23 protein-coding genes and 2 tRNA genes are annotated in these 25,068 nt (G+C 29.2%); 20 read left to right on the top strand and 5 right to left on the bottom strand.

What is annotated here, in order from left to right:
• Positions 1–49 precede the first annotated feature (49 nt).
• The 6 genes from purC (at position 50) to ACI389_RS07280 (ending at position 6,514) form a co-directional block, all read left to right on the top strand.
• On the top strand, positions 50–778 hold the full coding sequence (purC, locus tag ACI389_RS07305; protein ID WP_439780876.1) for a phosphoribosylaminoimidazolesuccinocarboxamide synthase: 729 nt from the start codon (positions 50–52) through the stop codon (positions 776–778).
• Complete coding sequence (gene purS / locus ACI389_RS07300; protein ID WP_432644752.1) at positions 779–1,045, top strand: phosphoribosylformylglycinamidine synthase subunit PurS; 267 nt, start codon at positions 779–781, stop codon at positions 1,043–1,045. It abuts the gene before it with no gap.
• Between the two features lie 9 nt (positions 1,046–1,054).
• The gene (gene purQ, locus ACI389_RS07295; protein WP_439780875.1) at positions 1,055–1,696 is read left to right on the top strand and encodes a phosphoribosylformylglycinamidine synthase subunit PurQ; all 642 of its coding nucleotides are present in this window, start codon (positions 1,055–1,057) and stop codon (positions 1,694–1,696) included.
• Between the two features lie 12 nt (positions 1,697–1,708).
• A complete protein-coding gene (gene cobA / locus ACI389_RS07290; protein ID WP_439780874.1) occupies positions 1,709–2,428 on the top strand; it encodes a uroporphyrinogen-III C-methyltransferase in 720 nt (239 codons plus the stop codon).
• Positions 2,429–4,216, top strand: coding sequence for a glutamine--fructose-6-phosphate transaminase (isomerizing) (glmS, locus tag ACI389_RS07285; protein WP_439780873.1), 1,788 nt, complete (start codon positions 2,429–2,431; stop codon positions 4,214–4,216). It abuts the gene before it with no gap.
• Between the two features lie 393 nt (positions 4,217–4,609).
• Positions 4,610–6,514: a hypothetical protein gene (locus ACI389_RS07280; protein ID WP_439780872.1), complete on the top strand. Its 1,905-nt coding sequence runs from the start codon at positions 4,610–4,612 to the stop codon at positions 6,512–6,514.
• Here the strand turns inward: ACI389_RS07280 and ACI389_RS07275 are convergent.
• Positions 6,499–7,725 (bottom strand): MnmC family methyltransferase, encoded by a 1,227-nt coding sequence (locus ACI389_RS07275; RefSeq protein ID WP_439780871.1) that lies wholly within the window; start codon positions 7,723–7,725, stop codon positions 6,499–6,501. The two genes, ACI389_RS07280 and ACI389_RS07275, sit on opposite strands and share 16 nt — an antisense overlap.
• Positions 7,726–7,905: 180 nt before the next feature.
• Between ACI389_RS07275 and tgtA the strand changes: the two genes are divergently transcribed.
• The 7 genes from tgtA (at position 7,906) to ACI389_RS07240 (ending at position 14,545) form a co-directional block, all read left to right on the top strand.
• On the top strand, positions 7,906–9,882 hold the full coding sequence (gene tgtA, locus ACI389_RS07270; protein ID WP_439780870.1) for a tRNA guanosine(15) transglycosylase TgtA: 1,977 nt from the start codon (positions 7,906–7,908) through the stop codon (positions 9,880–9,882).
• Positions 9,883–9,886: 4 nt separating this feature from the next.
• A complete protein-coding gene (locus tag ACI389_RS07265; RefSeq protein ID WP_439780869.1) occupies positions 9,887–10,555 on the top strand; it encodes a class I SAM-dependent methyltransferase in 669 nt (222 codons plus the stop codon).
• 9 nt (positions 10,556–10,564) lie between these two features.
• A complete protein-coding gene (locus tag ACI389_RS07260) occupies positions 10,565–11,992 on the top strand; it encodes a flippase (protein ID WP_439780868.1) in 1,428 nt (475 codons plus the stop codon).
• A 52-nt stretch (positions 11,993–12,044) separates the two neighbouring features.
• A tRNA-Gly gene (locus ACI389_RS07255) sits at positions 12,045–12,118 on the top strand.
• A gap of 9 nt (positions 12,119–12,127) precedes the next feature.
• A tRNA-Gly gene (locus tag ACI389_RS07250) sits at positions 12,128–12,201 on the top strand.
• Positions 12,202–12,337: 136 nt separating this feature from the next.
• Positions 12,338–13,375 carry a hydroxymethylglutaryl-CoA synthase gene (locus tag ACI389_RS07245; RefSeq protein WP_439780867.1) on the top strand — a complete coding sequence of 346 codons (1,038 nt, stop codon included), beginning with the start codon at positions 12,338–12,340 and terminating at the stop codon, positions 13,373–13,375.
• 12 nt (positions 13,376–13,387) lie between these two features.
• A complete protein-coding gene (locus ACI389_RS07240; RefSeq protein WP_439780866.1) occupies positions 13,388–14,545 on the top strand; it encodes a thiolase domain-containing protein in 1,158 nt (385 codons plus the stop codon).
• Between the two features lie 551 nt (positions 14,546–15,096).
• Here ACI389_RS07240 and ACI389_RS07235 read toward each other — a convergent pair.
• Positions 15,097–15,942, bottom strand: a complete 846-nt coding sequence (locus tag ACI389_RS07235) for a linear amide C-N hydrolase (protein ID WP_439780865.1) — start codon at positions 15,940–15,942, stop codon at positions 15,097–15,099.
• Between the two features lie 288 nt (positions 15,943–16,230).
• Positions 16,231–17,760 carry a cobyric acid synthase CobQ gene (cobQ, locus tag ACI389_RS07230; protein WP_439780864.1) on the bottom strand — a complete coding sequence of 510 codons (1,530 nt, stop codon included), beginning with the start codon at positions 17,758–17,760 and terminating at the stop codon, positions 16,231–16,233.
• Between the two features lie 426 nt (positions 17,761–18,186).
• Here cobQ and ACI389_RS07225 point away from each other — a divergent pair, with 426 nt between their 5' ends.
• The 5 genes from ACI389_RS07225 to ACI389_RS07205 all read left to right on the top strand — a co-directional run bounded on the left by ACI389_RS07225 (position 18,187) and on the right by ACI389_RS07205 (position 22,731).
• Positions 18,187–18,408, top strand: coding sequence for a hypothetical protein (locus ACI389_RS07225; protein WP_439780863.1), 222 nt, complete (start codon positions 18,187–18,189; stop codon positions 18,406–18,408).
• The gene (locus ACI389_RS07220; RefSeq protein ID WP_439780862.1) at positions 18,348–18,740 is read left to right on the top strand and encodes a hypothetical protein; all 393 of its coding nucleotides are present in this window, start codon (positions 18,348–18,350) and stop codon (positions 18,738–18,740) included. Before ACI389_RS07225 ends, ACI389_RS07220 begins: the two co-directional genes overlap by 61 nt.
• Positions 18,703–18,837, top strand: coding sequence for a hypothetical protein (locus ACI389_RS07215; RefSeq protein ID WP_439780861.1), 135 nt, complete (start codon positions 18,703–18,705; stop codon positions 18,835–18,837). The genes ACI389_RS07220 and ACI389_RS07215 overlap by 38 nt, the downstream gene beginning before the upstream one ends.
• Before the next feature lie 425 nt (positions 18,838–19,262).
• Positions 19,263–21,203: an ATP-dependent protease LonB gene (lonB, locus tag ACI389_RS07210; RefSeq protein ID WP_439780921.1), complete on the top strand. Its 1,941-nt coding sequence runs from the start codon at positions 19,263–19,265 to the stop codon at positions 21,201–21,203.
• 100 nt (positions 21,204–21,303) lie between these two features.
• On the top strand, positions 21,304–22,731 hold the full coding sequence (locus ACI389_RS07205; RefSeq protein WP_439780860.1) for a Mur ligase family protein: 1,428 nt from the start codon (positions 21,304–21,306) through the stop codon (positions 22,729–22,731).
• Here ACI389_RS07205 and ACI389_RS07200 read toward each other — a convergent pair.
• Both ACI389_RS07200 and ACI389_RS07195 read right to left on the bottom strand, forming a co-directional pair.
• Positions 22,721–23,203 carry a hypothetical protein gene (locus ACI389_RS07200; RefSeq protein ID WP_439780859.1) on the bottom strand — a complete coding sequence of 161 codons (483 nt, stop codon included), beginning with the start codon at positions 23,201–23,203 and terminating at the stop codon, positions 22,721–22,723. The two genes, ACI389_RS07205 and ACI389_RS07200, sit on opposite strands and share 11 nt — an antisense overlap.
• Complete coding sequence (locus ACI389_RS07195) at positions 23,190–24,095, bottom strand: ADP-ribosylglycohydrolase family protein (RefSeq protein WP_439780858.1); 906 nt, start codon at positions 24,093–24,095, stop codon at positions 23,190–23,192. The genes ACI389_RS07200 and ACI389_RS07195 overlap by 14 nt, the downstream gene beginning before the upstream one ends.
• Positions 24,096–24,158: 63 nt before the next feature.
• Between ACI389_RS07195 and ACI389_RS07190 the strand changes: the two genes are divergently transcribed.
• Positions 24,159–24,668 (top strand): GNAT family N-acetyltransferase, encoded by a 510-nt coding sequence (locus ACI389_RS07190; RefSeq protein ID WP_439780857.1) that lies wholly within the window; start codon positions 24,159–24,161, stop codon positions 24,666–24,668.
• 30 nt (positions 24,669–24,698) lie between these two features.
• Positions 24,699–25,067 (top strand): zinc ribbon domain-containing protein, encoded by a 369-nt coding sequence (locus ACI389_RS07185; RefSeq protein WP_439780856.1) that lies wholly within the window; start codon positions 24,699–24,701, stop codon positions 25,065–25,067.
• Position 25,068 lies beyond the last annotated feature (1 nt).

Genomic DNA, 25,068 nt, shown 5'->3' with positions numbered 1-25,068 from the left:
ATTAAAACTAAAAACTATATTATAATAATTTAATTATTCTGTTGATATCATGAACAAAAAAGAGTTAATTAATACTGGTAAAGTAAAAAGTGTATTCAATACAGATGATGACGATAAAGTAATCATCGAGTTTAGAGATGACATGACTGCTGGTGATGGTGCAAGGAAAGAGACAATGGATAATAAAGGAGCTTATAATGCAGTAATCTCTTCTAAAATATTTAAAGTATTAGAAGAGAATGGTGTTGCAACTCAATTTATTGATCTTCCACAACCAAATGTTATGATTGCAAAAAAACTTGAAATGATTCCTATTGAAGTTATTGTTAGAAATATTGCAACTGGTAGTTTAGTACGTAAATATCCAATTGAAGATGGGACTGAATTAAATCCACCAATTGTTCAAATGGATTTTAAAGATGATGAATATCATGACCCTATGCTTAATGATTCAATTATCAAAGCATTAGGAATAGCTACTCAAGAAGAAATTGATATTTTAACTGAAAAAGCATTAAAAATCAATGAAATTTTAACTAAATTCTTCGCTGATGCAGGTATTATTTTAGTTGATTATAAAGTTGAATTCGGTAAAGATAAAGATGGAAATATTCTTTTAGGTGATGAAATATCTCCTGATGGATGCAGATTATGGGATAGCGAAACATTAGACATGTTAGATAAAGAATTATTTAGAAAAGGAAAAGATGATGAAGTTATGGCTGCTTATATAGAAGTTTATAATAGAATCATGCCTGAAGATGAAAAGGTGATTTAAATGTTATTTGATATTGAAGTTAAAATCTCACTTAAAAGTGGTATGTTAAACCCAGAAGCTACTACAATTGAAAGATCTCTAGATTTACTTGGTTATGAAGTTAAAAATGTGAAAACTGATGAAATCATTAAATTCCAAATGGAGGGTGAAGATAGAGAAGTAATCAGAGCAAATGTAACTGATATGTGTGAAAGATTACTTTGTAACCCTGTAATTCATGATTATAAGATTAATGTTATTCCACAAAATATGGCTTGTGGTAAATAAGGTGAAAAGATGAAAATTGGAGTAATTAGATTTCCAGGAACTAATTGTGACAGAGATGTTGCAAAAGCTTGCGAGCTTGCAGGCCTTGAACCAGAGTATGTTTGGTGGAGTGAAGAAAAGCTAACTGACTTTGATGGTATTGTTATTCCTGGGGGATTTTCTTATGGAGATTTCTTAAGAGCTGGTGCAATGGCTTCCATCACACCAGTAATCGATGGAATTAAAGAATTAGTAAAAGAAGAAAAACCAGTGCTTGGAATTTGTAATGGTGCTCAAATTTTAGGGGAAATTGGTCTTATTCCTGGAATTTTCATTACAAACGAAAATCCTAAATTCAATTGTGAATGGTCTAAATTAAAAGTTGCAACTAACAGAACACCATTTACAAAAGCATTTAAAAAAGGTCAAATTATTGATCTTCCAATTGCACATGCAGAAGGAAGGTTTTATACAGAAGATATTGAATTGTTAAAAGATCAAGATCAAATAGTATTACAATTTGAAGGTAAAAATCCTAATGGATCTATGGAGAATATTACAAGTGTATGTGATGAATCTGGTCTTGTTGTTGCTATGATGCCTCATCCAGAAAGGGCTTGTGAAAGTATATTTGGATCTGGTGATGGTTTAAACTTCTTTAAAGGATTCTAATAAAGTGATATAATGGTAGTTTATTTAATTGGTGCAGGACCTGGAGATGCTGATTTAATAACTCTTAAAGCGGTTAAAGCTTTAAATAAGGCAGATATTGTTTTATATGATTATTTAGCTAATGATGAAATATTAGTCCATGTCCCTGAAACTGCAGAGAGAATATATGTAGGTAAAAAAGCAGGTGAGCATTACAAAACTCAAGATGAAATCAACGAATTAATTATAAAACAAGCCAAAACTCATGAAAATGTTGTTAGATTAAAAGGAGGCGATCCTTTTGTTTTTGGTCGTGGAGGAGAAGAAATATTGGCTTTGATGGAACATGATATCAAATTTCAGGTTATTCCAGGTGTAACTTCAGCTATTGGAGCACCAACTTCTTTAGGACTACCAATAACTCATAGGGGAGTAGCAACATCTGTTACTGTTGTAACTGGTCATGAAGATCCTACAAAACCTGAAAGTCAAGTTCATTGGGATTATACTGCTGATACTTTGATTATTTTAATGGGAATTGGAAATATCAAAGAGAATACTGCTGAAATTATGAAATATCGTTCACCTGATACTCCTGTTTGTGCTATTGAAAGTGGAACATTACCTAATCAAAATTTAATATTTGGCACTCTTGGAGATATTTCCGATAAAAAAATTAATACTCCAGCTATTTTAATAATTGGTGATGTTGTAGATATGTATAAAGACATTTATAATTATCAAGGTGATTAGATGTGTGGAATTGTTGGTTGTATATTAAAAAATGATGAGGATGTAGCTCCAATTCTTTTTAATTGTATTTCTAAATTGGAATATAGGGGGTATGATTCAATTGGTTTTGCTACTTATAGTGAAAATAGAATTCACATTAAAAAAGACAAAGGTAAAATTGAAGAAGTAGAGAATAAATTGAATCTCTCTAATATGCCTGGAAAGTTAGGTATTGCTCATGTAAGATGGGCAACACATGGTGATCCATCTAAATTAAACTCACATCCTCATGTTGATGAAAGAAAAGAGTTAGCTATTGTCCACAATGGTATTATTGAAAATTATTTGGAAATTAAAGAAGAATTAATAAAAGAAGGTCATGTATTTAAATCTGATACTGATACTGAAGTTATTCCTCATTTAATTGAAAAATTTATGAATGAAGGTTTTGACCTTGAGCATGCACTTAGAGAAACAATTGATGTTATTCATGGAGCTTATTCAATTGCAGCAATATCAACAAAAGAACCAAATAAAATTGTTGCAACTCGTAAAGATTCTCCATTAATTGTTGGGATTGGTGAAAATGGATATTACCTTGCATCAGATTCTCCAGCTATTTTAAAATATGCTCGTGATATTATTTATCCTGAAAAAGGAGAAATTGTTATCCTTGATGAGAATGGTGTTGTTGTTCATGATGAATTTGATAATATAGTCAACAAAGAAATAGAATCAATTAACTGGACACCTGAAATGGCTGAAAAAGAAGGTTATGATCATTTCATGATTAAAGAGATTAATGAACAAGCAAGTGCTGTTAAGAATACTTTAACTCAAAAAGAACATATACAAGAGATTATTGATGATATTGAGGGAAATATTCAAAGAATTTGTTTTGTTGCATGTGGAACTTCTTATCATGCATCATTGACTGGAAAATATTTAATTGAATCCCTTGCAGGCATTCCAACAGATGTTATTCTAGCTTCAGAGTTTAAATATTCAGCTAATACTTTAAATGATAAAACTTTAGTTATATTTATTTCACAATCTGGTGAGACTGCTGATTCTCTTAAAGCATTAGATATTGCAAATCAAACATCAAAAACTTTAGGTATTGTTAATGTAGTAGGTTCATCAATTACAAGAAGAGCTCAATATGTGATTCAAACTCAAGCAGGTCCTGAAATTGGAGTTGCAGCAACAAAAACTTATTTGGCTCAACTTACAGCAATTTATCTATTTTCAGCATTACTTGCTAAAAATGAAGAGTTAGTTAATGAGCTTGATAAGGTTCCAGATTTCATTGATGAAACTCTTGAAAATATTGACTTTATAAAAGGAATTTCAAAAAGATATAATTATGCTCGTGATTTCTTTTATTTAGGAAGAGGTTTTTCATACCCTACTGCTCTTGAGGGTGCTTTAAAACTTAAGGAGATTACTTATATTCATGGTGAAGGTTATGCTGCAGGTGAGCTTAAGCATGGTCCTTTAGCTTTAATTGATGAAGGAATTCCAGTTGTGGTTATTGTTCCTCCAGGTGATTCTTACAGAAAAACAATGAGTAATTTAGAAGAGGTTAAATCTCGTGGAGCTAATGTGCTTGCTATTGGTTCAGCTGATGATGATGCTTTGAAGGAACAAGCAGATGATGTTATTACAATTAATCCTGAGATAGATGAATTAATTGCACCTTTGATTTATGTGGTTCCTCTTCAATTAATCGCATATTTCATTACTCTTGAGAAAGGACATGATCCTGATAAACCTAAAAATTTAGCAAAATGTGTAACTGTTGAATAAGGTGTTTCAACCTTATTTGATTTTTTTTATTTAACGATTTTTCGTACTTTATTCTTTATTTTAGCATCTTTAAAATAGCTATTTGTGTTTTATCTTAAATTATTAATGTTAATTTAATTTCATTGAGTAAATATATGTTTATATTTTGTATATAAGTTGTTGAGTTTTTAGACTCCTTTTCTTTCATTTTTCATTTTTGGGATTTAAATTTCTATTTGCTTTTTTCTTTTGTTGATAATTTCAATTATTCCAACATATTTGTTACGATTTTCAGCTTTTTATTTCTTTATTTTTTTAATTTAGGCTTATTTAAGCTTATTTCGTAAAACAAAAGCTTTTTATACATTAAACCAAATAAGAATTAAATACAATAATATTAAATGGAGTTTATTTATGGTTAATAAAAAAATTTGTTTAAGTTTATTAACACTAATTTTTATGTTATCTATTTCTGCAGTTGTTGCAACTGATACGAATTCAACTGATGATGTAATGCTTAGTGATGATAATATTGATGATTCGGTGGAAGTTCATCAAGAAGCATCAACTAATAATAGTAATACTATTAATTCGACTCAAAAAGAAGATTATACTTTAAAAGGTAATGATGTAACTACTTATTATAAAGGAGATGCTAATTATAAGGTATCTTTATCTAATGGTAGTTCTCCTGTAAGTGGAAAAATAGTTACATTAAATATTAATGGTAAAAATTATAATAGAACTACTGATTCTGAAGGTAAAGTTTCTCTTTTAATAAAAAATTTACCTGTTGGAAATCATATTATTACTGTTATTTATGGTAATTTAACAACAAAGAACACTATTAAAGTATTGGATATTGTAAAAGGAAAGGATGTTACAACAACTTATAAGCATACTGTACTATATTCTGCTACTTTTTTAAAAAGTAATGGTAAACCGTTAGCTAATACTAATGTTAAATTTAAAGTAAATGGAAAAACATACACTAAGAAAACAAATTCCAAAGGTGTAGCTCAATTAAATATTGGTTCAACAATTGGTACTTATAAGATTTATGCAATACATCCTGATGGACGTACAATTTCAAATAAGATTACTGTGAAAAATTCAATTGTATCTAGCAATTTGAAAAAACATTATAAAAGTTCAAGAGTATTCAGTGCGACTTTTTATGGTACAAATGGTAAGGTATTAAAAGGTAAAACTATTAAATTTTACACTAAAGGAACTTATTTCTATAAAAAAACTAATTCAAAAGGTGTAGCTTCTATTAGTGTAATTTCAGCACCAGGAACATATAAGATTACTTCAATTAATACTAATACTGGTGAGAAAAAATCTAATACTCTTGTTGTATTACCAACATTAGAGGCTAAATCAATGACAGTTTTCACTGGTACTACTTCAAAATTCCAAGTTAAACTTTATAAAGGTGAATCTGTTGCTAAAAATACTAAAATGACTGTTTATGTTGATGGTGCTAAAAAAAGAGTAACTACAAACTCAAATGGTGTTGCAACTGTTAATTTTAAATTAAGTAAAGGAACTTATAATTTTAAATCTGTTGATCCTTTCACAGGTTATGTCTTAAATAAGAAAGTATCTGTAAAATTATCTTCAATTAATGCTATTGATGTTAATGCGATAGAAGGAAAAACAGGTATGTTCCTTGCTAAACTTTTAAAACAGGATGGTAAAGCAGCTACCAATACTTATCTTGAAATGACTGTTGATGGTGTAACACACAAAGTTAAAACTAATTCAAGGGGTATTGCAAGTTATAATTTTACTTTTAAAAATCCTGGTGTTCATACTGTAATTTGTAAAGATTTAAGCACTGGATTTAAGATAACTAAAAAGATTAATGTTGTAGAAGTGGGTAAAGGTAAATCCTATGATAAGTTTGGTGTTTCAGAAGATGGTAAATCAATGTTAGTAATTGGTAGACCGTCTGCTTCTGGTGAAACATCTAAATATGGTTATACTTATTATAAAACTGAATTAAGTAGGACTTGCCCAATCTGTGGAAGTCATGAACTTTATTGGAGTATATTTTGGGCTTCTGGTATAGTAGATGGTGGAACTTTTCCAGCAACACCTAGTCGTCCAGCTCATTATGATGAGGGTAACCTAGAGGGTATTATTATTTGTATGCATTATACTGGTGCTGGTGAGTATTGTGATGCTGATTGGTCTGTTTTCTCACATAACCATGATGGTAGTGGTAGAAACTTAAAACTTTTATCAAAACCAGTTAAATCATCAGAATTAGAGGCATATTTACTTAAAAGCGGATATTATGTTGAAGTATAATATCCTTCTTTAACTTTTTTTAATCTTTTTTTCATATCTAATATTCTAATAGTTGAATTGTTTTTTTCATCTTGTTTTTCTTGATATTCGTTTTCACATTCGATAATGTAGAATGCTTCTGGTGAAGTTGTTGAGGATATATTCATTTTTTTAAGGTTTCTTTCAACACGTCTTTTTAATTTTTCATCATTTTCCATTGCATCTCCTAAAAAAATAGGTGTTTTAACAGCAGATGAGATTTTAGTATTATGACGTGCATCATGTCTTTCTTCAGAACGTTTATTTAAGATAAATTCACTGGAATTATTTAAGCCAGGGTCTCTAAATGGAATTCCAACATCTGAAAGTGCAATCCTAATCTCATCATTTTTAGGAAGTGAATAATCAAGCATTTCTGGATTTGGACTAGCAAGAGTTCCTCCTTGTTTTCTTCCAAAGATGGGACCAAGACCAATATAGAAACCAGCTTCAATAAATGCTGCTCGAATAGGTGCTGATGAGGTATAAGTTGCAATAATACCATCATCTTTAATTATTCTTTTAAATTCTTTGAAAAATTCAAGTGAGAATAGTTCTGGAGCCATATTTTGGCTAAATGGGTCTAAAAATATTGCATCGTAAGTATTGTCCTCAAGATTTTGGACAGTTTGTCTTGCATCTTCAACAAATACATTAATATTAATATTTTTTGGGATTTCACATTTTTCTAAACTTAAAGTCGCATAATCTAGTCTGATTAGTTCATCTTCAATTGCTTTTTTAGTAATATCATGTTCTGGTATTGGGGAGGGAACTAAAATACCACATGCAAAGGTTGCTTTTGAAATTTCCACCATATCTACTTTCAAATTTGAATTATGATTATTTTTCATAAAATCAGCAATAGCTGCTGATGAATTATAACCTAATCCTGCACAAATATCTAAAATAGCAATATCTTTTGTGTAATCAAATTTCATAGGTTTGATAAATTTCTCAAATGACTCACTTATTGCTCCTGTAGATGTATGTAATGTTTCAACTTTGTTGTTTATCTCTTTTGAATTAATAGAATATGATCCATCATCAGTTAAAACAAAATAATCGTTGTAAGTATCAAAAAAATTAAGTCTATTTTTATTATTTCGACTATTTTTTTCTTGATCAAAACATTCGTTTACTAAATCAAAAATATCATCATTAATTATTCTAGCACTATTTTCATAACTCATTTTATCTAAATTTAATTTTTGGAAGTCCTTTTTAATAAACTTTAAATTTTGAGCAAACTTTATATAATTTTCTAATTAAAATAAAATCTAGATATTATAATGTCCAAAATTTTTGGATATATTTTTTTTAATAAATCTAAATTATTTATTTTACTAGAATTAAAATACAATGGTTACAATATGTTTGAAATTAAAGCAAAGGATAATATGGGTCGTGTAGGTGTTTTAAAAACTAAACACGGTAATGTGAAGACTCCTGCATTAATGCCGGTTATTCATCCTAGAAAACAAGCAATTGATGTTGCAAAATATGGTGCAGACATCGTGATTACTAATGCTTATTTAATATATAAAGATGATGAATTAAAACAAAAGGCAATTGATGAAGGATTACATAAATTAATTAACTTTGATGGTCCAATTATGACTGATTCTGGGTCATTTCAGTTATCTGTTTATGGGGATGTAGAAATAACAAATAAAGAAGTAATTGAATTTCAAGAGTTAATCAAGACAGATATTGGAACTAGTCTTGATATTCCAACAGCTCCATTTGTAGATAGGGAAAAAGCAGAAGAAGATTTAAAGATTACTTTAGAACGTGCAAAAGAAGCAGTGGAATTTAAAAAAGAAAATAATATTGAGATGTTATTAAATTCAGTTGTTCAAGGATCTACTTTTCTTGATTTAAGACAAGAATGTGCTCGTGAACTTTCTAAACTTGATGCTGATTTATATCCAATAGGTGCAGTTGTTCCTTTAATGGAATCTTACCATTACAAAGAATTAGTGGATGTTGTAATGAATTCTATGAAAGAATTATCTGATAGTGTTCCTCGCCACTTAATGGGTGCGGGACATCCTATGATTTTTGCATTATGTGTAGCAATGGGTTGTGATTTATTTGATTCAGCAGCTTATATATTGTATGCAGAAGATGACAGATTCTTAACAACAAGAGGAACTTACAAACTTGAAAACTTACATGAAATGCCCTGTTCTTGTGAAGTTTGTACTAAATACACTCCTGATGATTTAAGGGCAATGCCTAAAAAACAAAGAAGAGATTTAATTGCTCAACATAATTTACATGTTTCATTTGCAGAATTAAGACGTATTAGGCAAGCTATTTATGAAGGTAGTTTAATGGAACTTGTAGAAGAACGTTGTCGTGCTCATCCTGCACTTTTAGATGCTGTAAGACAACTTGGAATGTATGCTAATGATTTAGAAAAATATGATCCAAGAAGTAAAAAATCTGCATTCTTCTATACTGGTCCTGAATCATTAGGAAGACCTGAAGTATTAAGACACATTCAAAAGTTAATGGCAATGCCTAAAAAAAGAGATTTAATTTTACTTCCTCCATCAAGAAAACCATATTCTAAATTTATTTCAGGAAAACTTGGTGATTTCTATAGATATGGTGAAGAACATGAAATTGATTTGGATAATGCTGATTTTATGGTTGTAGATGTTCCATTTGGTTTAATTCCTCTTGAAATTGATGAAATTTATCCATTAAGTCAAAGTGCAACTCCAAAAATACGTGATGTAGATGCAATTGAGTTTTTACAAGATTTTGTTGATGAATTCTCCGGATATTATGAGCAAGTTCTAATCCATTCAAGAGTTCTTAAAGATTTAGAAATTGAAGAGGAAGATAATCTTGTTGATGTGGAAATTAAGTATGTTAAAGATGATGTTAAAAAAATAAAAGCTATTGCTGATTATCAATTTGGTGTAGGTGCTGGTGAAGCATTATTTGCTGGTAATATTAATATTGAGAAAAGTAAAAAAACAGGTAAAATAAGACATATTTATGATGGTAAAACATTACTTGTTAATATGAGAGCTTCTGATTCATTTTTAGTTTTATCAAAAGAAGGTGCAAGAAGACTTCATGCTGCAATGCCATCTCCATGTAATAGGGTTGTTGTAAATAAAGATTCTGAACCATTTGCACTTGATGGTAAAAGTGTATTCTGTAAATTTGTTGTTGATTGTGATGATAATATACGTTCTAATGATGAAGTTTTGATTGTAAATGAAGATGATAAATTACTTGCTTATGGTAAAGCGTTACTTGGAGCTTGTGAAATAAAAGAATTAAAAACAGGACAAGCTATTAAAACACGTAAAGGTATGAAAAAGTGATATTATGGTAGATAACGATAAAGTAAACACTGGTCACAATATTGAAGATAAAGAACTTATTATAAATGCAAGAAAACCTGTTGGCGAATTAGGTCATCAAATATTAGATAGGATGAATAAATCCCATGAATCTATGGCACAATGGGGTGTAAGCCATTTTGAAATCCAAAATGATAGTAAAATATTGGATATTGGATGTGGTGGTGGAAAAAATATTGAAAGATTTGCTAAACAAATATCTGAAGAGGGAAAAGTAGTTGGTATTGATTATTCTGATGTAAGTGTTGAAAAATCATCTAAATTAAACCAAGAATTCATAGATCAAAAAATCGTGGATGTTTTACAAGCATCTGTTTCTGATATGCCATTTGATGATGAGACTTTTGATATTGTTACTGGTTTTGAAACAATTTATTTTTGGCCAGATTTTATAAATGATTTAAAAGAAGTTAATAGAGTTCTTAAAAAAGATGGTTTAATATTTTTCTGTAACGAAGCAGTTTATAGGGAAGGTGAAATGGAAAAATACGATGATTTAGTTGAACTTTTGGATATGAAAATCTATTCCGAAGATGTATTGAAAGAATCATTAGAAAAAACTGGTTTTAAAGATTTTAAAGCTTATTTAAATGATGAATACGATTGGATTTGTGTAACTGCAAGAAAAATTTAAGGTAATATAATGGCTAATAAAGTGAGAACAGTATTTGCAAATATGAGTTTCATGCTAATTTCACAGATTATTGCTAGTGTTTGTGCTTTTGTTTGGACAATTGTTACTGCATGGTATTTAGGACCTTCTGATTATGGTATATTTGGTGCAGCAGTATCATTTGCTGCACTTTTTGGTATTATCCTTGATTTCGGTCTTCCTACTTATGTCGTTAGAGCAATATCTACGGATTTTGCTAATGAACATAAATTTTTAGATAATTCAATATCTCTTAAAATATTTTTATCAATATTTTATGTTATTGTAGTTTATGTTTCAGTTTTAGTTATGGGTTGGCATTCTAAGCTTGTTATTGCTTGTGTATTATTAGCATTTGAGAATATTATAAAATCTTATCATGCTATTTTATTCACTTCATTCCAAGCACATGAAAAAATGAAGTATCAAGCAATTACCAATACTGTTCTTAATGTTGGCACATTATTATTCATTCTTTTAATAACTTATACAGATTATGAGTTAATGGGAATTTTAATGGCTTATATTGTTGGAAATTTCATTGCATTAGTTTATGAGATATATGCGCTTAGAAAACATATTATTAAACCTAAATTATCTTTTGATTTTAGTGTTTATAAAGCATTGTTAGTTGCAGGTTTTCCTTTTGCTTTAACTAGTCTTTTCTATACTATTTACTATTCAATTGATCTTGTTATGCTTACTCAATTTGCATCTACTTATGCAACAGGTCTTTATAATTCAGCATATAAATTGATATCTGTTTTAACATTGTTTTATACAATTTATTCTTCAGTTATATTCCCAGTAATGAGTAAGCTATTCACTGATGAGAAATATTTACTTAGTTTTAGTTTTGTAAAATCAATTAAATATTTAATGTTAGTAACTATTCCAATTGCAGTATTCACTTCATTTTATTCATATCAAATTATTGGAATTTATGGGGCAGAATATATTGAAGCTGGTGGTGTTTTGCAGATATTAATATGGACAGTCTGTTTCTTATTTATTAATGGAGCATGTTCATTAGTATTGAATGCATCACATCAAGAATATTCAGTTACAAAAATTTATACAATTGCTGCGATTTTTAATGTTGTATTGAATTTAGTTTTAATTCCAAGGTATTCAGTTTATGGTGCATCAGTTGCAACTGTTTTAAGTGAAATTTTAATATTGATTTTAGAGTTGTATATGCTTAGGAAAATTAATCAATTGCCTGATAGAAATTTAATTTATGATATTTTAAGGATTATTTTCGCATCTGCAGTTCTTGGTGTTGTTTTATATGTATTTAATCTTAATTTGTGGGTTGCTATGGTTGTATCAGTATTAGTTTATTTTGCAGTTATTATATTAATTAAAACTATTGATAATGAAGATAAAATGATTATTAAGCAAATTATTAATCGATAATAGAAACATTTATATATGATTAAAACATAACTAAGTATGTTGTTAGTTACATGCGGTGTTAGTCCAGCCTGGTTAAGACTCTAGCCTGCCACGTTAGAGACCCGGGTTCAAATCCCGGACGCCGCATTTTTTATGGCAGTTGTGGTATAGTCTGGTTATTACTTGGGCCTTCCAAGCCTACAACCCGGGTTCGAATCCCGGCAACTGCACCTTTATATAATGTTCTTTTTTTAAATTTATTGTTTTGTTAAAATATTTCTTAATTTTTAGTTAATTTTATATAATAATATTATAATACATATAATTAAATTATAAATTTCTTATATATTAATTTAAGGTGATTTAATGGTCGGAATAGTAGGATATGGGGCGCATGTTCCCTCATATAGAATTAAAGTAGAAGAAATTGCTAAAGTTTGGGGGGATGACCCTGTAGCTTTATCAAGAGGATTAGTAGTCAATGAAAAATCCGTTCCTTCTCCTGATGAAGATACTGCAACAATTGCAGTTACTGCTGCTAGATATGCTCTAGCAAGAGCTCAAATTGATCCAAAAGATATTGGTGCTGTTTATGTTGGTTCTGAATCACATCCCTATGCAGTAAAACCAACTGCTTCTATTGTTGCTGAAGCAGTTTGTGCAACTCCAAAATTAACTGCTGCTGATTTAGAATTTGCTTGTAAAGCAGGAACTGCTGGTATTCAAATGTCTATGGGGCTTGTTGAATCTGGTATGGTTGATTATGCTTTAGCTATTGGTGCTGATACATCTCAGGGTGCTCCTGGTGATGCTTTAGAGTATACTGCATCTGCTGGTGGTGCAGCTTATATTATTGGTAATGATAACACTATTGCTGATATTGAACACACTTGTAGTTACACAACAGATACTCCTGATTTTTACAGAAGGGAAGGCGAACCTTACCCATCTCACGGTGGACGTTTCACAGGAGAACCAGCTTACTTTAAACATGTTTTAAGTGCTGCAAGGATGTTATTAGATGAAACTAACACTACTCCTGAAGATTATGATTATGCTTGTTTCCACCAACCTAATGGTAAATTTTATTTAAGAGCAGGTAAAAAGTTAGGATTTGCTCCAGAACAAATTGAAAGAGGATTATTAACTCCTAATATTGGAAACACTTACTCTGGTGCTGTACCATTAGCTTTATCTAATATTTTAGATGTTGCTAATCCTGGAGATAAAATATTTGTTATATCTTATGGATCTGGTGCTGGAAGTGATGGTTTCAGTATAACTGTTAAAGATGAAATTAAAGAAAGAAGAGAATTAGCTCCAAAAACAGAGAATATCATCAGTAAAAAAACCTATGTTGATTATGCTGTATATGCTAAATTCAAAGGTAAAATTAAAATGTAAGGGGGCTTGGATATGAGAGATGTTGCTATTGTAGGAGTTTCACAAACAAAATTCGGTGAATTATGGGATTCATCATTTAGAGATTTAATTGCTGAAGCGGGTGTAAAAGCTTTAGTTGATGCTGAAATTGATGGTTCAGATATTGAAGCAATGTTTGTTGGAAATATGTCTTCTGGACTTTTTGTACAACAAGAACACATTGCGGCTCTTATTTCTGACCATGTTGGTCTTAATCCTATTCCAACTACAAGAGTCGAAGCTGCTTGTGCATCTGGTGGTTTAGCTTTAAGACAAGGTATTATGGCTGTTGCTTCAGGATTTCATGATGTAGTAATTTCTGCAGGTGTAGAAAAAATGACTGATGTAGTTGATGCTACTCCAGCTATTGCTACTGCATCTGATCAAGAATGGGAAGCACAACAAGGGGCTACTTTCCCATCATTATATGCAATGATTGCTAAAAGACATATGTATGAATATGGTACTACTCGTGAACAATTAGCACAATTTTCTGTAGTAAATCATAAAAATGCATCTAAAAACCCGAATGCACAATACCCATTTGAAATTAGTGTAGATAAAGTTATAAATTCTACTAAAGTAGCTGATCCATTAACTTTACTTGACTGTTCTCCTGTATCTGATGGAGCAGCAGCAGTTATAATGGTTCCTGCTGAAGATGCTAAAAAATACACTGATACTCCAATTTATGTAAAAGCTTCCGCACAGGCTTCTGGAACTTTAACTTTACACGACAGAAAAGATTTAACTACCATTGAATCTACAAAAGTCGCATCCAGAAAAGCTTATGATATGGCAGGAGTTACTCAAAAAGACATTGATTTAACTGAAGTTCATGATTGTTTCTCAATCAATGGACTTTTAGCTGTAGAAGATTTGGGATTTGCTGAAAAAGGTAAAGGTGGAATAGCTATTGAAGAAGGTCAAACTGAAATTGGTGGTGATTTCCCTATCAATACTTCTGGTGGTCTTAAAGCACGTGGACACCCATTAGGGGCAACTGGTATTGCTCAAGCTGCTGAAGTAGTATGGCAACTTAGAGGAGAAGCTGGTGCACGTCAAGTGGATGGTGCAGAAATTGGTATGACTCACAACATTGGAGGTACTGGTGGTACTGCAGCAGTACACATTTTTGGAAGAGATTTATAAATCTCTTATTTCTTTTTTTATGGTTAATAAATTGGCGCTAAAATTTATCTTCTTATTTTTTTTTTAGTGAATGGCTTTTAGATAGGATTGACGAGGTTCAATTTGCACTAAAATCAATATAATAAGTATATTACAAGAAATATTAAACTATTATTCATTATTATCTTAAATTATATTATTCTCCTATTATCTCAATAATATGAAATATAATACATTTTACATTTATACTGCCTTTTTTTAGAATGTCATTAAATAATAGTATTGGAATAATAGAAAAAGCAAGCACATAACTAAGTTGAGTTATCAATTATTAGTCTCTAATTAAGAAATATTCAAAAAATAGAGAGTATATACCCAGAAAAACAAAAAAATAATAAAAACAATATGTATAAATATGGAATTATATTGGAGATGTTCTTCTATAAAAGTTTCAATCTCCAAATTCATATATTCTCACTAACCATCATAAGAATTTGCTTTCTAACTCTTTGATTTTTTTTATTGAGATTATTTTAGATGTGATTTATTCTATTTTAAAAAAGAATAGTTATCTATAAAGATATTGATGCAAATTCTGAATCAAGGTTATCATAATTTTTTAGATGTACTGTTTTATTATTCATATCATAAACCACACTATAAATAGTGTACTCATATTTGTTATTTACTGGTGTTACACCATATATTTGTTCAACACTTGATAAAAGATGAAATGCTTCATTTATTTCTTTAAATGAATTATTAGATAATTCTATTTGTTTTTTTAAATAGGATAATCTTTGGAATCTACCCATGGATGTATAATCACCTTTCAGATTAATAGTTTCCATACCTCTTGAATTATAGTCAATTGAATATCTATCATTTACACCTACATTAGTTAATTCATCTTGAGATAATTTTAATTGTGTAGGGTAGATGGGGTTATTTGTCATAACATCACCATTATACATTTTCAGACCATCTTTTGTCTGTTCTACTATGATAGATTCTTCTTCGTCAGCAATGAACCAATGTAAATCTGCTGGGGGTAATTCTTTTGAATATGCTTTATTTGTAATATTCACGGATTTTAAGAACTTACAAACTTCTTTAACAGATTTAAAAGAAGATAAAATTTGAAAGACAAAATCAAATGAAGGAATATTAATTTTATTTTCCATTTCATCATTGTATACTGCATTGTCTGTAAATGCTAATCCTCCACAAACCAATCCATATTCATTCATTCCATCATAAAGAAGAGGATAATCCTTAATAATCCCGGCACATATGCCAATTATCTTAAATCTATTACCATACTCCATTGTTGAGATAATTTTCAATTCCTCATCATATGAAATTTCATAATCAAAGTTTCTCCCCACAATTGAATTATATTTAAAAATGCTACACATTATATTTGCCTCCAATTTTTTATAATATTCATTATTCTTTTTCAAATTGAATGTTATATGAGGTAACATTCGCTTAACATTGATTATCTCTTTTTCTTTTAATTATTTAACATATTTATTTTTCTTCTTTATATCTTTTTTCATATCATTAATTCATTTATGAAAAATGTTGTAGTTATCCTCAGTATTCAAATAACTTCAATAAACATGATTTTTATTGTCTAAAATCTTTTATTAAATCATTAAATTTGTTCTTGGGTAAATGTTAAAAAGATAAACTAGGTTATTTTAGTTAGAAAATAATAATTCATCGATAATGCTCATATCTAAATTTTCTTCAACAATTTCAGCTAATTTATTTAGAGAATAATCTTTTTGAGTTTCATATGGATCTTCACCATATTTAGCTTTAAGACCTTTTTTTGTTCTGATATAGTTTAAAAATTCTCTTCTAAAATTATAATTATGAAATATTCCATGGAAGTATGTTGCAAATACATTATCATTACATGCACCATCAAACATTCCATCATCATTATTTCCTTGTCCTTTTTTAATATTTAATAATGCTTTAGAGTTTAATAGAGTGGTAGTTCCTTCATGAATTTCATAACCAGTAATATATTCTCCAGTGATGTTTTTAAAGATTTCTCCAGCAATACCATCAAGATTATCGGGTATCATTGCACTAGATTGAGTTACGATTTTATCAGATCTTGAAAACTGGGATTCAATATTTAAGAGCCCAAGACCTTTTATGGTCCCATGTTTTGATTCTTGTTTGTTTTCATCATAGATTATGTTTCCAAGAATTTGTAGCCCTCCACAGATTCCAACAATTGGTATGTCTTTTGATTTTTCAATTATTTGATCTGCAAGTCCACTTTGCTTGAGAGCAAACATATCTTCTGTGGAATTACGAGTTCCTGGAATCAAAATAGCATCAACATCTCCAATCTCATCGTTAATACCAATCATTTTAATTGAAACATCATCTTCATATTCGAATGGATCAATATCTGTAAAATTAGCTATTTTTGGAAGTCTTATAACTCCAATTGTAATGTCTTTATCTTCTGCAAATTCGTGTGTAGTTAAGGATGCTGAATCTTCTTCGGGTAATTTTAAGGTTTCATCATATGGAAGAACACCTAAAACAGGTTCACCAGTAATTTCTTCAATTCTATCAAGGCCAGGTTTTAAAATATTTAAATTACCTCTAAATTTATTAATGACAGTTGCTTTTAATCTTGATCTATCATAATCATCAAGTAAAACATAAGTTCCAGCTATTGCTGCAAAAACACCGCCCATTTCAATATCTGCAATTAAAATGACATTTGCATCTGCAAGATGTGCAATTTCCATATTTGCAATATCTTCTTTACGCATATTGATTTCAGCAGGAGATCCTGCTCCTTCAATAATAATAATATCATATTCTTCTTTTAAAATATTGAAACTCTCTTTTATAGCTGCCAGTGCTTTATCATGGTATTTGTGTTGGTAATCATAGAAATCCATATCTCCAATTGATTTTCCTTGGATAATTACATTGGATGTGAATTCTCCTTTTGGTTTGAGTAAAATTGGATTCATATGAATACTTGGTTCAATCATTGCTGCTTCTGCTTGTAACATTTGAGCTATTCCAATCTCACCATTTTCTTTTGTAGTATATGAGTTTAAAGACATGTTTTGAGATTTAAAAGGAGCTACTTTGTATCCTCTATTTTTATATATTCTACATAAAGCAGCTACAAGCATACTTTTTCCGGCATTTGAAGAGGTTCCCTGAACCATGATACAATTTGTCATGTCTATAATATATTTAGTTAATGTTATAAATAATTTTAAAATGAGTTTTATTTAATCATATTTGAGGTATGGATTTTATCATTTAAAATATAACTTATAAACTTGAGAATTAAAATAGTTCTTTTAGATTTAAACTATATTCTCATTTCCAATTCCTTGAAAATAATGCATGACAGCTACCAAAAAGGATTTATGATTACCATTATAAACATAAATTAAAAACAATTATGGGACTGCAAGTCTCATTATACTTTTTTGATTCATTAAACATATTGGTGAATAGATGATTGAGAAAAATCTTTGAATTTAAAGTTTTATCTTAAAAAAGCAGTTTTATTAACATAGAAACTAAAAGAAATTTTATATAAGTGAGAAATATGAAAATAGTCAGCTGGAACTGTAATATGAATTTTAGAGAAAAAAATAATGACAATTACTGATGAGGATTCTGAATATTATTTGGATGCTGATATTTATGTAATTTGTGAATGTGAAAATCCAAGAGATTTTAATCCAAAATATAAGAATTACAAAAAAACAGTAGAAGATTTGGTAGGAGACAACTATTTTTGGATTGGAGATAATCATTGGAAAGGATTAGGAGTATTTGCAAAGGAAAATGTAAAATTAAAAAAATTGAAGGGTTGAATGAAAATTTTAAACATTTCATTCCTCTGAGAGTTAATGATTCATTTAATCTGTTAAGTATTTGGGCAATGCCAAGATATGTGGAGATGATTCATGATTATTTTGATGAAAATCATGAAAAATTAGTTAATGAAAATCTCATAATGTGTGGAGACTTCAACAGTAACGCAGTATTCAACCATAAACACAGAGCCAAAGATAAAAAAGGTAATGCTAAAGATCATAATAATCTTGATGTTAAATTAAACAGTAAAGGATTATACAGTTTATATCATAAATTATCAAGTGAAGAAAATGAAAAAGAAAGTAAATTTACTTTTTTTCCAAGCTAAACATTTAAATGTACCGTATTATATGGATTATTTCTATGCAAATGAAGAAATGATTAATAAAACAGAATTAATGGATTTCTGGAGAAAATCTAATTAGAATTTACCAAATAAATTTGAAATTTTAGACAAAGGAGCATGGATTACTTTAAGTGATCATTTACCTATTGTTTTTGAATTTGAATGAAAACTTTTGATGAGTTAATATTGGCGTCTATAATTTTAAAAGTCAGTTATTAAGAGGAGTATATTTTTTTAATGTTCTTCCACTTTTTTTTAATATGATATTATCATCAATAAAAATCACGAAATGAAAAAATTAATCAGGAATTTTTGCCATCATATATTATAAAAATTAGAAATTACTAAACTCAATGATTAAAATAACTTTTATTTACTAAAATAGAAATCTTTTTATATATTGTTAATTTAAATAATATTTAAGTACTATATTCAACTTAACTTTTTAATGATAAAAGATAAATAAAGGAGGTTTATGTTATGAAATTTGAAGAACAAGAAATAATTGATGATACTTCAAAAGAAATAGTAATTGAAGAGTCAGATGATAATGAAACTAAACCCATGCTAAATTATGATAATATTAAAAGTTCAAAAGATATTGAAGTTCCACCTTTATTAATTGATCAAGTTATAGGACATGAAGAGTCTATTGAGACAATTAAAAAAGCAGCAAAACAAAGGAGGAATGTTTTACTTATTGGAGATCCTGGTGTAGGTAAATCTATGCTTGCTAAAGGGATGGCTCAAATATTACCTCATGAAACTCTAAAAGATATTCTTGTATATCCTAATATGGAAGATAATAATCATCCATTAATAAGGGCAGTACCAGCAGGTGAGGGTAAAAAAATTGTAAAAGCCACTAAAGGTTCTGCTAAAAATCACGAAGAAAAGAAAACAATAATTACAATGTTTGCAATCGGAGGTATTTTAGTAATCGGATTTATGTATGGAAGATTACTTGAATCTATTATTGCAGCTGCTTTAATTTTATTAATTTCAATTCAAATTAAACCAAAAAATAATACTATGTCTCCAAAATTATTGGTTAACAATGAAGATTCAAGATTTGCACCATTTATGGATGCAACTGGTGCTCATGCAGGTGCTCTTTTAGGAGATGTACGTCATGACCCATATCAATCTGGAGGATTAGGAACTCCTGCACACGAACGTGTAGAAGCAGGTATGATTCACAAAGCTAATCGTGGAGTTTTATACATTGATGAAATTGGTACAATGTCTATGAAAACTCAACAAGAGTTATTATCTGCAATGCAAGAAAAACAATATTCAATTACAGGTCAAAGTGAAAATTCAAGTGGTGCAATGGTAAGATCACAAGCAGTACCATGTGATTTTGTACTTGTAGCATCTGGTAACCTCCAAGTTTTAGAAGGAATGCACATTGCAATGAGATCTAGAATCAGAGGATATGGTTATGAAGTATTCATGAAAGATTATATGGATGATACTACTGAAAATAGGGAAAAATTAGTCCAATTCGTAGCTCAAGAAGTTAAAAATGATGGAAGAATTCCTCACTTTTCAACTGATGCATTAGATGAAATAATCATGGAAGCAAAAAGAAGATCTGGAAAACAAAATGCATTAACTTTAAAATTAAGAGACCTTGGAGGACTTGTAAGATCTGCAGGTGATGTAGCTATTGAAAAAGGAGCAGATCTTGTAACTGCTGAACATGTATTTGAAGCTAAAAAATATGCAAGAACATTAGAACAACAAATAGCTGATAGATCTATTTTACAAAGAAAAGATTACAGTATGGTTTCTGCTAAAGGTGGAAGAGTTGGTCTTATTAATGGTCTTGCAGTAATTGGAGATAGAAGTGGAATTGTATCACCAATTGCAGCAGAAGCAGCTCCAACTCAATCTAAAACTGGTGGTCAAATCATTGCTACTGGTAAATTAGGAGAAATTGCTAGTGAATCTGTTCAAAATGTGAGTGCATTAATTAAAAAATACACGAACAAAGACATTTCAGATTATGATATTCACGTTCAATTTATCCAAACTTATGATGGTGTTGAAGGAGATTCTGCTAGTGTAAGTATTGCAACAGCTGTTATTTCTGCTATTGAGGAGATTCCAATTGATCAAACTGTTGCTTTAACTGGTTCTCTTAATGTACGTGGTGATGTAATGCCTATTGGTGGAGCAACTGCTAAAATTGAAGCAGCTGCAGAAGCTGGAATGAAAAAAGTTTTAATTCCTAAATCTAACTTAAATGATGTTATGATTGAGAAAAAATATGAGGATATGATTGAAATCATCCCAACTGAAACTTTAAGTGATGTTTTAGAAAATATTTTAATTAATGGATCTTCAAAAGATAAATTAATTGCAAAAATGAAAGATTTAGGTTCAAAAGTAGCAGATAAAGTACCACAAACAACTTTAAATAATCCAACTACAAATTAAGTTGGATTTATTTTTTTCTCTTTTTTTTTTACTTGTTATTAAACCATATTAATTATGTGGATTACATAGTATTATATAGATGTAATATACATTATAATATATGTTTAAAAATTTCAAATTTAATTTTGCAAAGTGTATTGGAAAAACATTATGCATTTTACTTGATAAAGGTCCTACTGGAGGAATGAGTTATCCCGGTTATATATTCTCCAGTATTGCTGGACAAGATTCTATAGTTAATTTAACTAATGATTTAGGGATAGGTAGTATTTTAGTTACTGGTACAAATGGAAAAACTACTACAACTACTCTTTTAATTAAATTAATGCTTAAGGATATTTTTCCAATTAGATACTGTTATGAAAATAATACTTTAAATTCAATTGTAACTTCTTTATTAAAAGATGATGGAGATTTAGGTATTTTTGAATATGGTATTCGCAATATTAAATTTGGGATTCCAGCAACTGTTCAAAAATTATTAAATCCAATTGGTGTTGTTTATACAACAATTTCTCAAGAACATGCTCAAGTAGCTGGTGTCAAAAATCCATTTCCTGATTATTTAAATGCTAAAAAATTATTATCTCAAGATATGAAAGATGGTGTTTTAGTTTCAAACTCTGATGATCCAAGAACTGCATGGATAGGTTGTGAAAAACAAAAAGAAATTCCTGTTAATTTTTATGGAATTAATATTGCAGACATTAAAGACTTTGATGAAAATCCTGCTACTTGTCCTTATTGTGGTGAAATATTAGATTATTCACAGTATTTTTTGAATCATAGGGGAATTTATACCTGTAAATGTGGTTTTAAACGTCCAGAACCTAATGTTAAGCTTGTTGATGCTAAATTTGATAGTGAATTTTGGAAATTGGTCATTGAAGGGGAAGTATACAATTATTCAGTATCAAAAAATGTTGGATTAAATTTAGAATTAAATGTTCCTGTATTTGGTTTTCATAATATTTACAATACATTAGCTTCAATTACAGCTTATGCATCATATACTCCTAAAATTGAAAACATCGAAAAAACAATTCATGAGGTCTTTGATAACTTAGATATGTCTTTTATTCCGCCTGGAAGATTTGAAGTTGTAAAATTTGGAGATAAAAATATTGGGTTAGGTCAAGGAGATAATGGTGATGCTCTTAAAATTAATGCATTATTCATGAAAAGTTATTTGGATGGTCCACTAGAGTTTATTTATACAACTCCTGATGTTGGTGAAGAGGAAATATTTAAAGACCATTTTAAGGTCATTAAAAATATGAATCCTGAACATATTATTGTTCTTCCTGGAAGGCATTCAATTGAAAAAGCTAAAGAATATTATGATATAATCAAAGAAGAATTTGAATCAGTGGATTTTTATCCAATAGGTTATGATGAATTGGATAAAAGAATTGATAAGTTATCTGAATTGGCTATGAATTCTAATTATAAAAATGTCATGATGTCTGGGTGCGGTGAAGAACAAAATATGTGGGAAATGATTAAAATTAATTTTGTTAATAGATAATTTTATTATTTATTATTTCCTCAATCTTTTTATAAAATTTCCCATCTATTTTTTTAAATTCATTAAATGATGCACTAACACTGCAATTGCACACATCAGTTTTTCCAATTTTATAATCGGTTGAATCTTTTTTTATTAAAATTCCGAATAATTTCTCTTCATTTTCACTATATTCATCGAATTCTTCTTGTGTGAGCTTTAAGTTATAGTCTGTTGTAGAGAAAATATCGCATTCATTTAAAATTGGTATGAAAGTAATCATTCCACATGGTAAGAATATATTTTCACTTTTATGAATTTTTATAAGTCTTTCTTCATAAGTATCATTATCTTTTATATTATATCCATTAATTTCAAGGATATTATTTGCTCCCATATAGTTATCATCATCAATTATGAATGATAATAAGTCTGGGTCTATATAATTATCACAAGTTGCTCTAATATTTTTAATAGTTTCATAAATATTCATCACATACTACCTCGTATTTTTCACATAAATCAAATATGGTTTCAATTTGGCGAATTTGATTAATCCAATCTATAGGGATTTCATCAAAACCATAATAAATACCAGCAAGTCCACCACAAATAGCAGCTACAGTATCAGTATCTTCACCTAGATTGATTGCTTTTAATACTGCATCTTTATAATTATCGGTATTTTCAAGACAATAAATAACAGCTTCAAATGTATAAATAACAAAACCTGTGCTAGAAATGCCTTTTGAATAATCATCATCAAAGATTCTTTTAAAATGAATAAGTTCTTCTGAATTTTTATAATATTCCATAATTTTAGCACTAGCAGTTTTAACATGTTCTTTAATGCTTAAATTGGAGTTATTAATCATTGATTTAGCTATTTCAATATATAATACACAAGCGATTCTTGATATTTTGTGTCCATGGGTCAAAGATGAAACTTTTTCAATAGTTTTGTAATCAATGTTGTTGATAAAAGCCAAAGGTAATATTCTCATTAAGGAACCATTTCCATTGTTTCTATAATCTGTCCTTCCACAAAATGGAGTTGATCCAGGTGTATAGCTAGTTAATGCCTCATAGGTTGTAGTACCTATATCAAATGTTTCTTCTTGACAATATTTATTATTTTTTTGCCATTCAATAAACTCTTCAATGATATCGGTATAATCAATACATTTTTTGTTTATAATACTTGCCATTGTAGCTATTGTTAATGAAGTATCATCAGACCAAGTTCCTGCTGGTTTATTGTATGTTCCATAACTTCTCATTCCAGTTACAGGGTGATTTTTGAGGTTTTCACGGCTGTAAAATTCAACAGGGACTCCTAATGCATCACCTACTACTAAACCAATAATTCCGTCTTTGACTTTCATAGTTATGTATTAACTTGTGTTTGTATTTAAAATTTTTATATTATTGAAAACATAATCCAATTAATGATTTTCAAAACTACAAATCTTATTTTAAGACCGTGGAAGGTTGAAGATGCAGAATATTTATATAATCTTGCTAAAAATCCAAATATTGGTCCAATTGCTGGCTGGCCACCACATGAAAGTGTTGAAGATAGTTTAAATATTATTAAAACTGTATTTTCGAAAAAAGAAACTTATGCTATTGTTTTAGATGATATTCCAATTGGTTGTGTTGGATTATTGTTTCATCCTGACTGTAATCATTATTGGGGGGATAACTCTGCAGAACTTGGATATTGGATTGGTGAAGAGTACTGGGGAAGAGAGTATGTTGTTGAAGCATCTAAAGTTTTAATTAAAAGAGCATTTGATGATTTAAATGTAAATCAAATTTATGCAACTTATAGATGTGAAAATACACAATCAAAGAGAGTTTTAGAAAAGTTAAATTTTAAATATTTTGATAATTTAACAAATGTTGATTATTTAGGAATCGAATTTAGTGAAATAGTTATGATACTTAAAAAATAATTATATATAATGAAGTATTAATCTTAATTGATGACAAGATTATGTAAAAATTGCAATTTCGAAAACCAAGATGATTATGATTTCTGTGCTAAATGCGGTACTCCGTTAGTTGAAGGTTTAAAACCTACTCAATTTAATGTTTATAGAGCACAAGATCTTAAAGTTAATAAAAAAGCATTGATTGCAGCTTATATTGCCACTATATTTTTATCATGGAGTGGTGTTTTCATTGGTTTGATTTCAAAAAATACAGTATTTGCAACATTTACCTTTTTTGGATTTTTTATGCCATTTTTCTTAGTGCAATCAAGACACCCTACACTTAGAAAACATGGTTTAGTCATGATGATTATTTCACTTTTAGGTGTTGCACTTTCATTTTATATAATGATGCATTAAA

This window comes from Methanobrevibacter sp., from assembly GCF_051877095.1.
Taxonomy (GTDB): Archaea; Methanobacteriota; Methanobacteria; order Methanobacteriales; family Methanobacteriaceae; genus Methanocatella.
Note: the sequence above shows the minus strand (reverse complement) of the source record. Positions and strands in the feature narration are given on the sequence as shown.

Excerpts from the sequence above, each read along its gene's own strand:
- ACI389_RS07225 (WP_439780863.1), top strand. The coding sequence starts at position 18,187 with ATGACAATTACTGATGAGGATTCTGAATATTATTTGGATGCTGATATT.
- cobA (WP_439780874.1), top strand. The coding sequence starts at position 1,709 with ATGGTAGTTTATTTAATTGGTGCAGGACCTGGAGATGCTGATTTAATA.
- cobQ (WP_439780864.1), bottom strand. The coding sequence starts at position 17,760 with ATGACAAATTGTATCATGGTTCAGGGAACCTCTTCAAATGCCGGAAAA.
- ACI389_RS07205 (WP_439780860.1), top strand. The coding sequence starts at position 21,304 with ATGTTTAAAAATTTCAAATTTAATTTTGCAAAGTGTATTGGAAAAACA.
- ACI389_RS07190 (WP_439780857.1), top strand. The coding sequence starts at position 24,159 with ATGATTTTCAAAACTACAAATCTTATTTTAAGACCGTGGAAGGTTGAA.
- ACI389_RS07275 (WP_439780871.1), bottom strand. The coding sequence starts at position 7,725 with ATGAGTTATGAAAATAGTGCTAGAATAATTAATGATGATATTTTTGAT.
- ACI389_RS07215 (WP_439780861.1), top strand. The coding sequence starts at position 18,703 with ATGAAAAAGAAAGTAAATTTACTTTTTTTCCAAGCTAAACATTTAAAT.
- ACI389_RS07240 (WP_439780866.1), top strand. The coding sequence starts at position 13,388 with ATGAGAGATGTTGCTATTGTAGGAGTTTCACAAACAAAATTCGGTGAA.
- ACI389_RS07185 (WP_439780856.1), top strand. The coding sequence starts at position 24,699 with ATGACAAGATTATGTAAAAATTGCAATTTCGAAAACCAAGATGATTAT.
- glmS (WP_439780873.1), top strand. The coding sequence starts at position 2,429 with ATGTGTGGAATTGTTGGTTGTATATTAAAAAATGATGAGGATGTAGCT.
- ACI389_RS07245 (WP_439780867.1), top strand. The coding sequence starts at position 12,338 with ATGGTCGGAATAGTAGGATATGGGGCGCATGTTCCCTCATATAGAATT.
- ACI389_RS07200 (WP_439780859.1), bottom strand. The coding sequence starts at position 23,203 with ATGAATATTTATGAAACTATTAAAAATATTAGAGCAACTTGTGATAAT.
- ACI389_RS07260 (WP_439780868.1), top strand. The coding sequence starts at position 10,565 with ATGGCTAATAAAGTGAGAACAGTATTTGCAAATATGAGTTTCATGCTA.
- tgtA (WP_439780870.1), top strand. The coding sequence starts at position 7,906 with ATGTTTGAAATTAAAGCAAAGGATAATATGGGTCGTGTAGGTGTTTTA.
- purS (WP_432644752.1), top strand. The coding sequence starts at position 779 with ATGTTATTTGATATTGAAGTTAAAATCTCACTTAAAAGTGGTATGTTA.
- ACI389_RS07265 (WP_439780869.1), top strand. The coding sequence starts at position 9,887 with ATGGTAGATAACGATAAAGTAAACACTGGTCACAATATTGAAGATAAA.
- purQ (WP_439780875.1), top strand. The coding sequence starts at position 1,055 with ATGAAAATTGGAGTAATTAGATTTCCAGGAACTAATTGTGACAGAGAT.
- ACI389_RS07195 (WP_439780858.1), bottom strand. The coding sequence starts at position 24,095 with ATGAAAGTCAAAGACGGAATTATTGGTTTAGTAGTAGGTGATGCATTA.
- ACI389_RS07235 (WP_439780865.1), bottom strand. The coding sequence starts at position 15,942 with ATGTGTAGCATTTTTAAATATAATTCAATTGTGGGGAGAAACTTTGAT.
- ACI389_RS07280 (WP_439780872.1), top strand. The coding sequence starts at position 4,610 with ATGGTTAATAAAAAAATTTGTTTAAGTTTATTAACACTAATTTTTATG.
- purC (WP_439780876.1), top strand. The coding sequence starts at position 50 with ATGAACAAAAAAGAGTTAATTAATACTGGTAAAGTAAAAAGTGTATTC.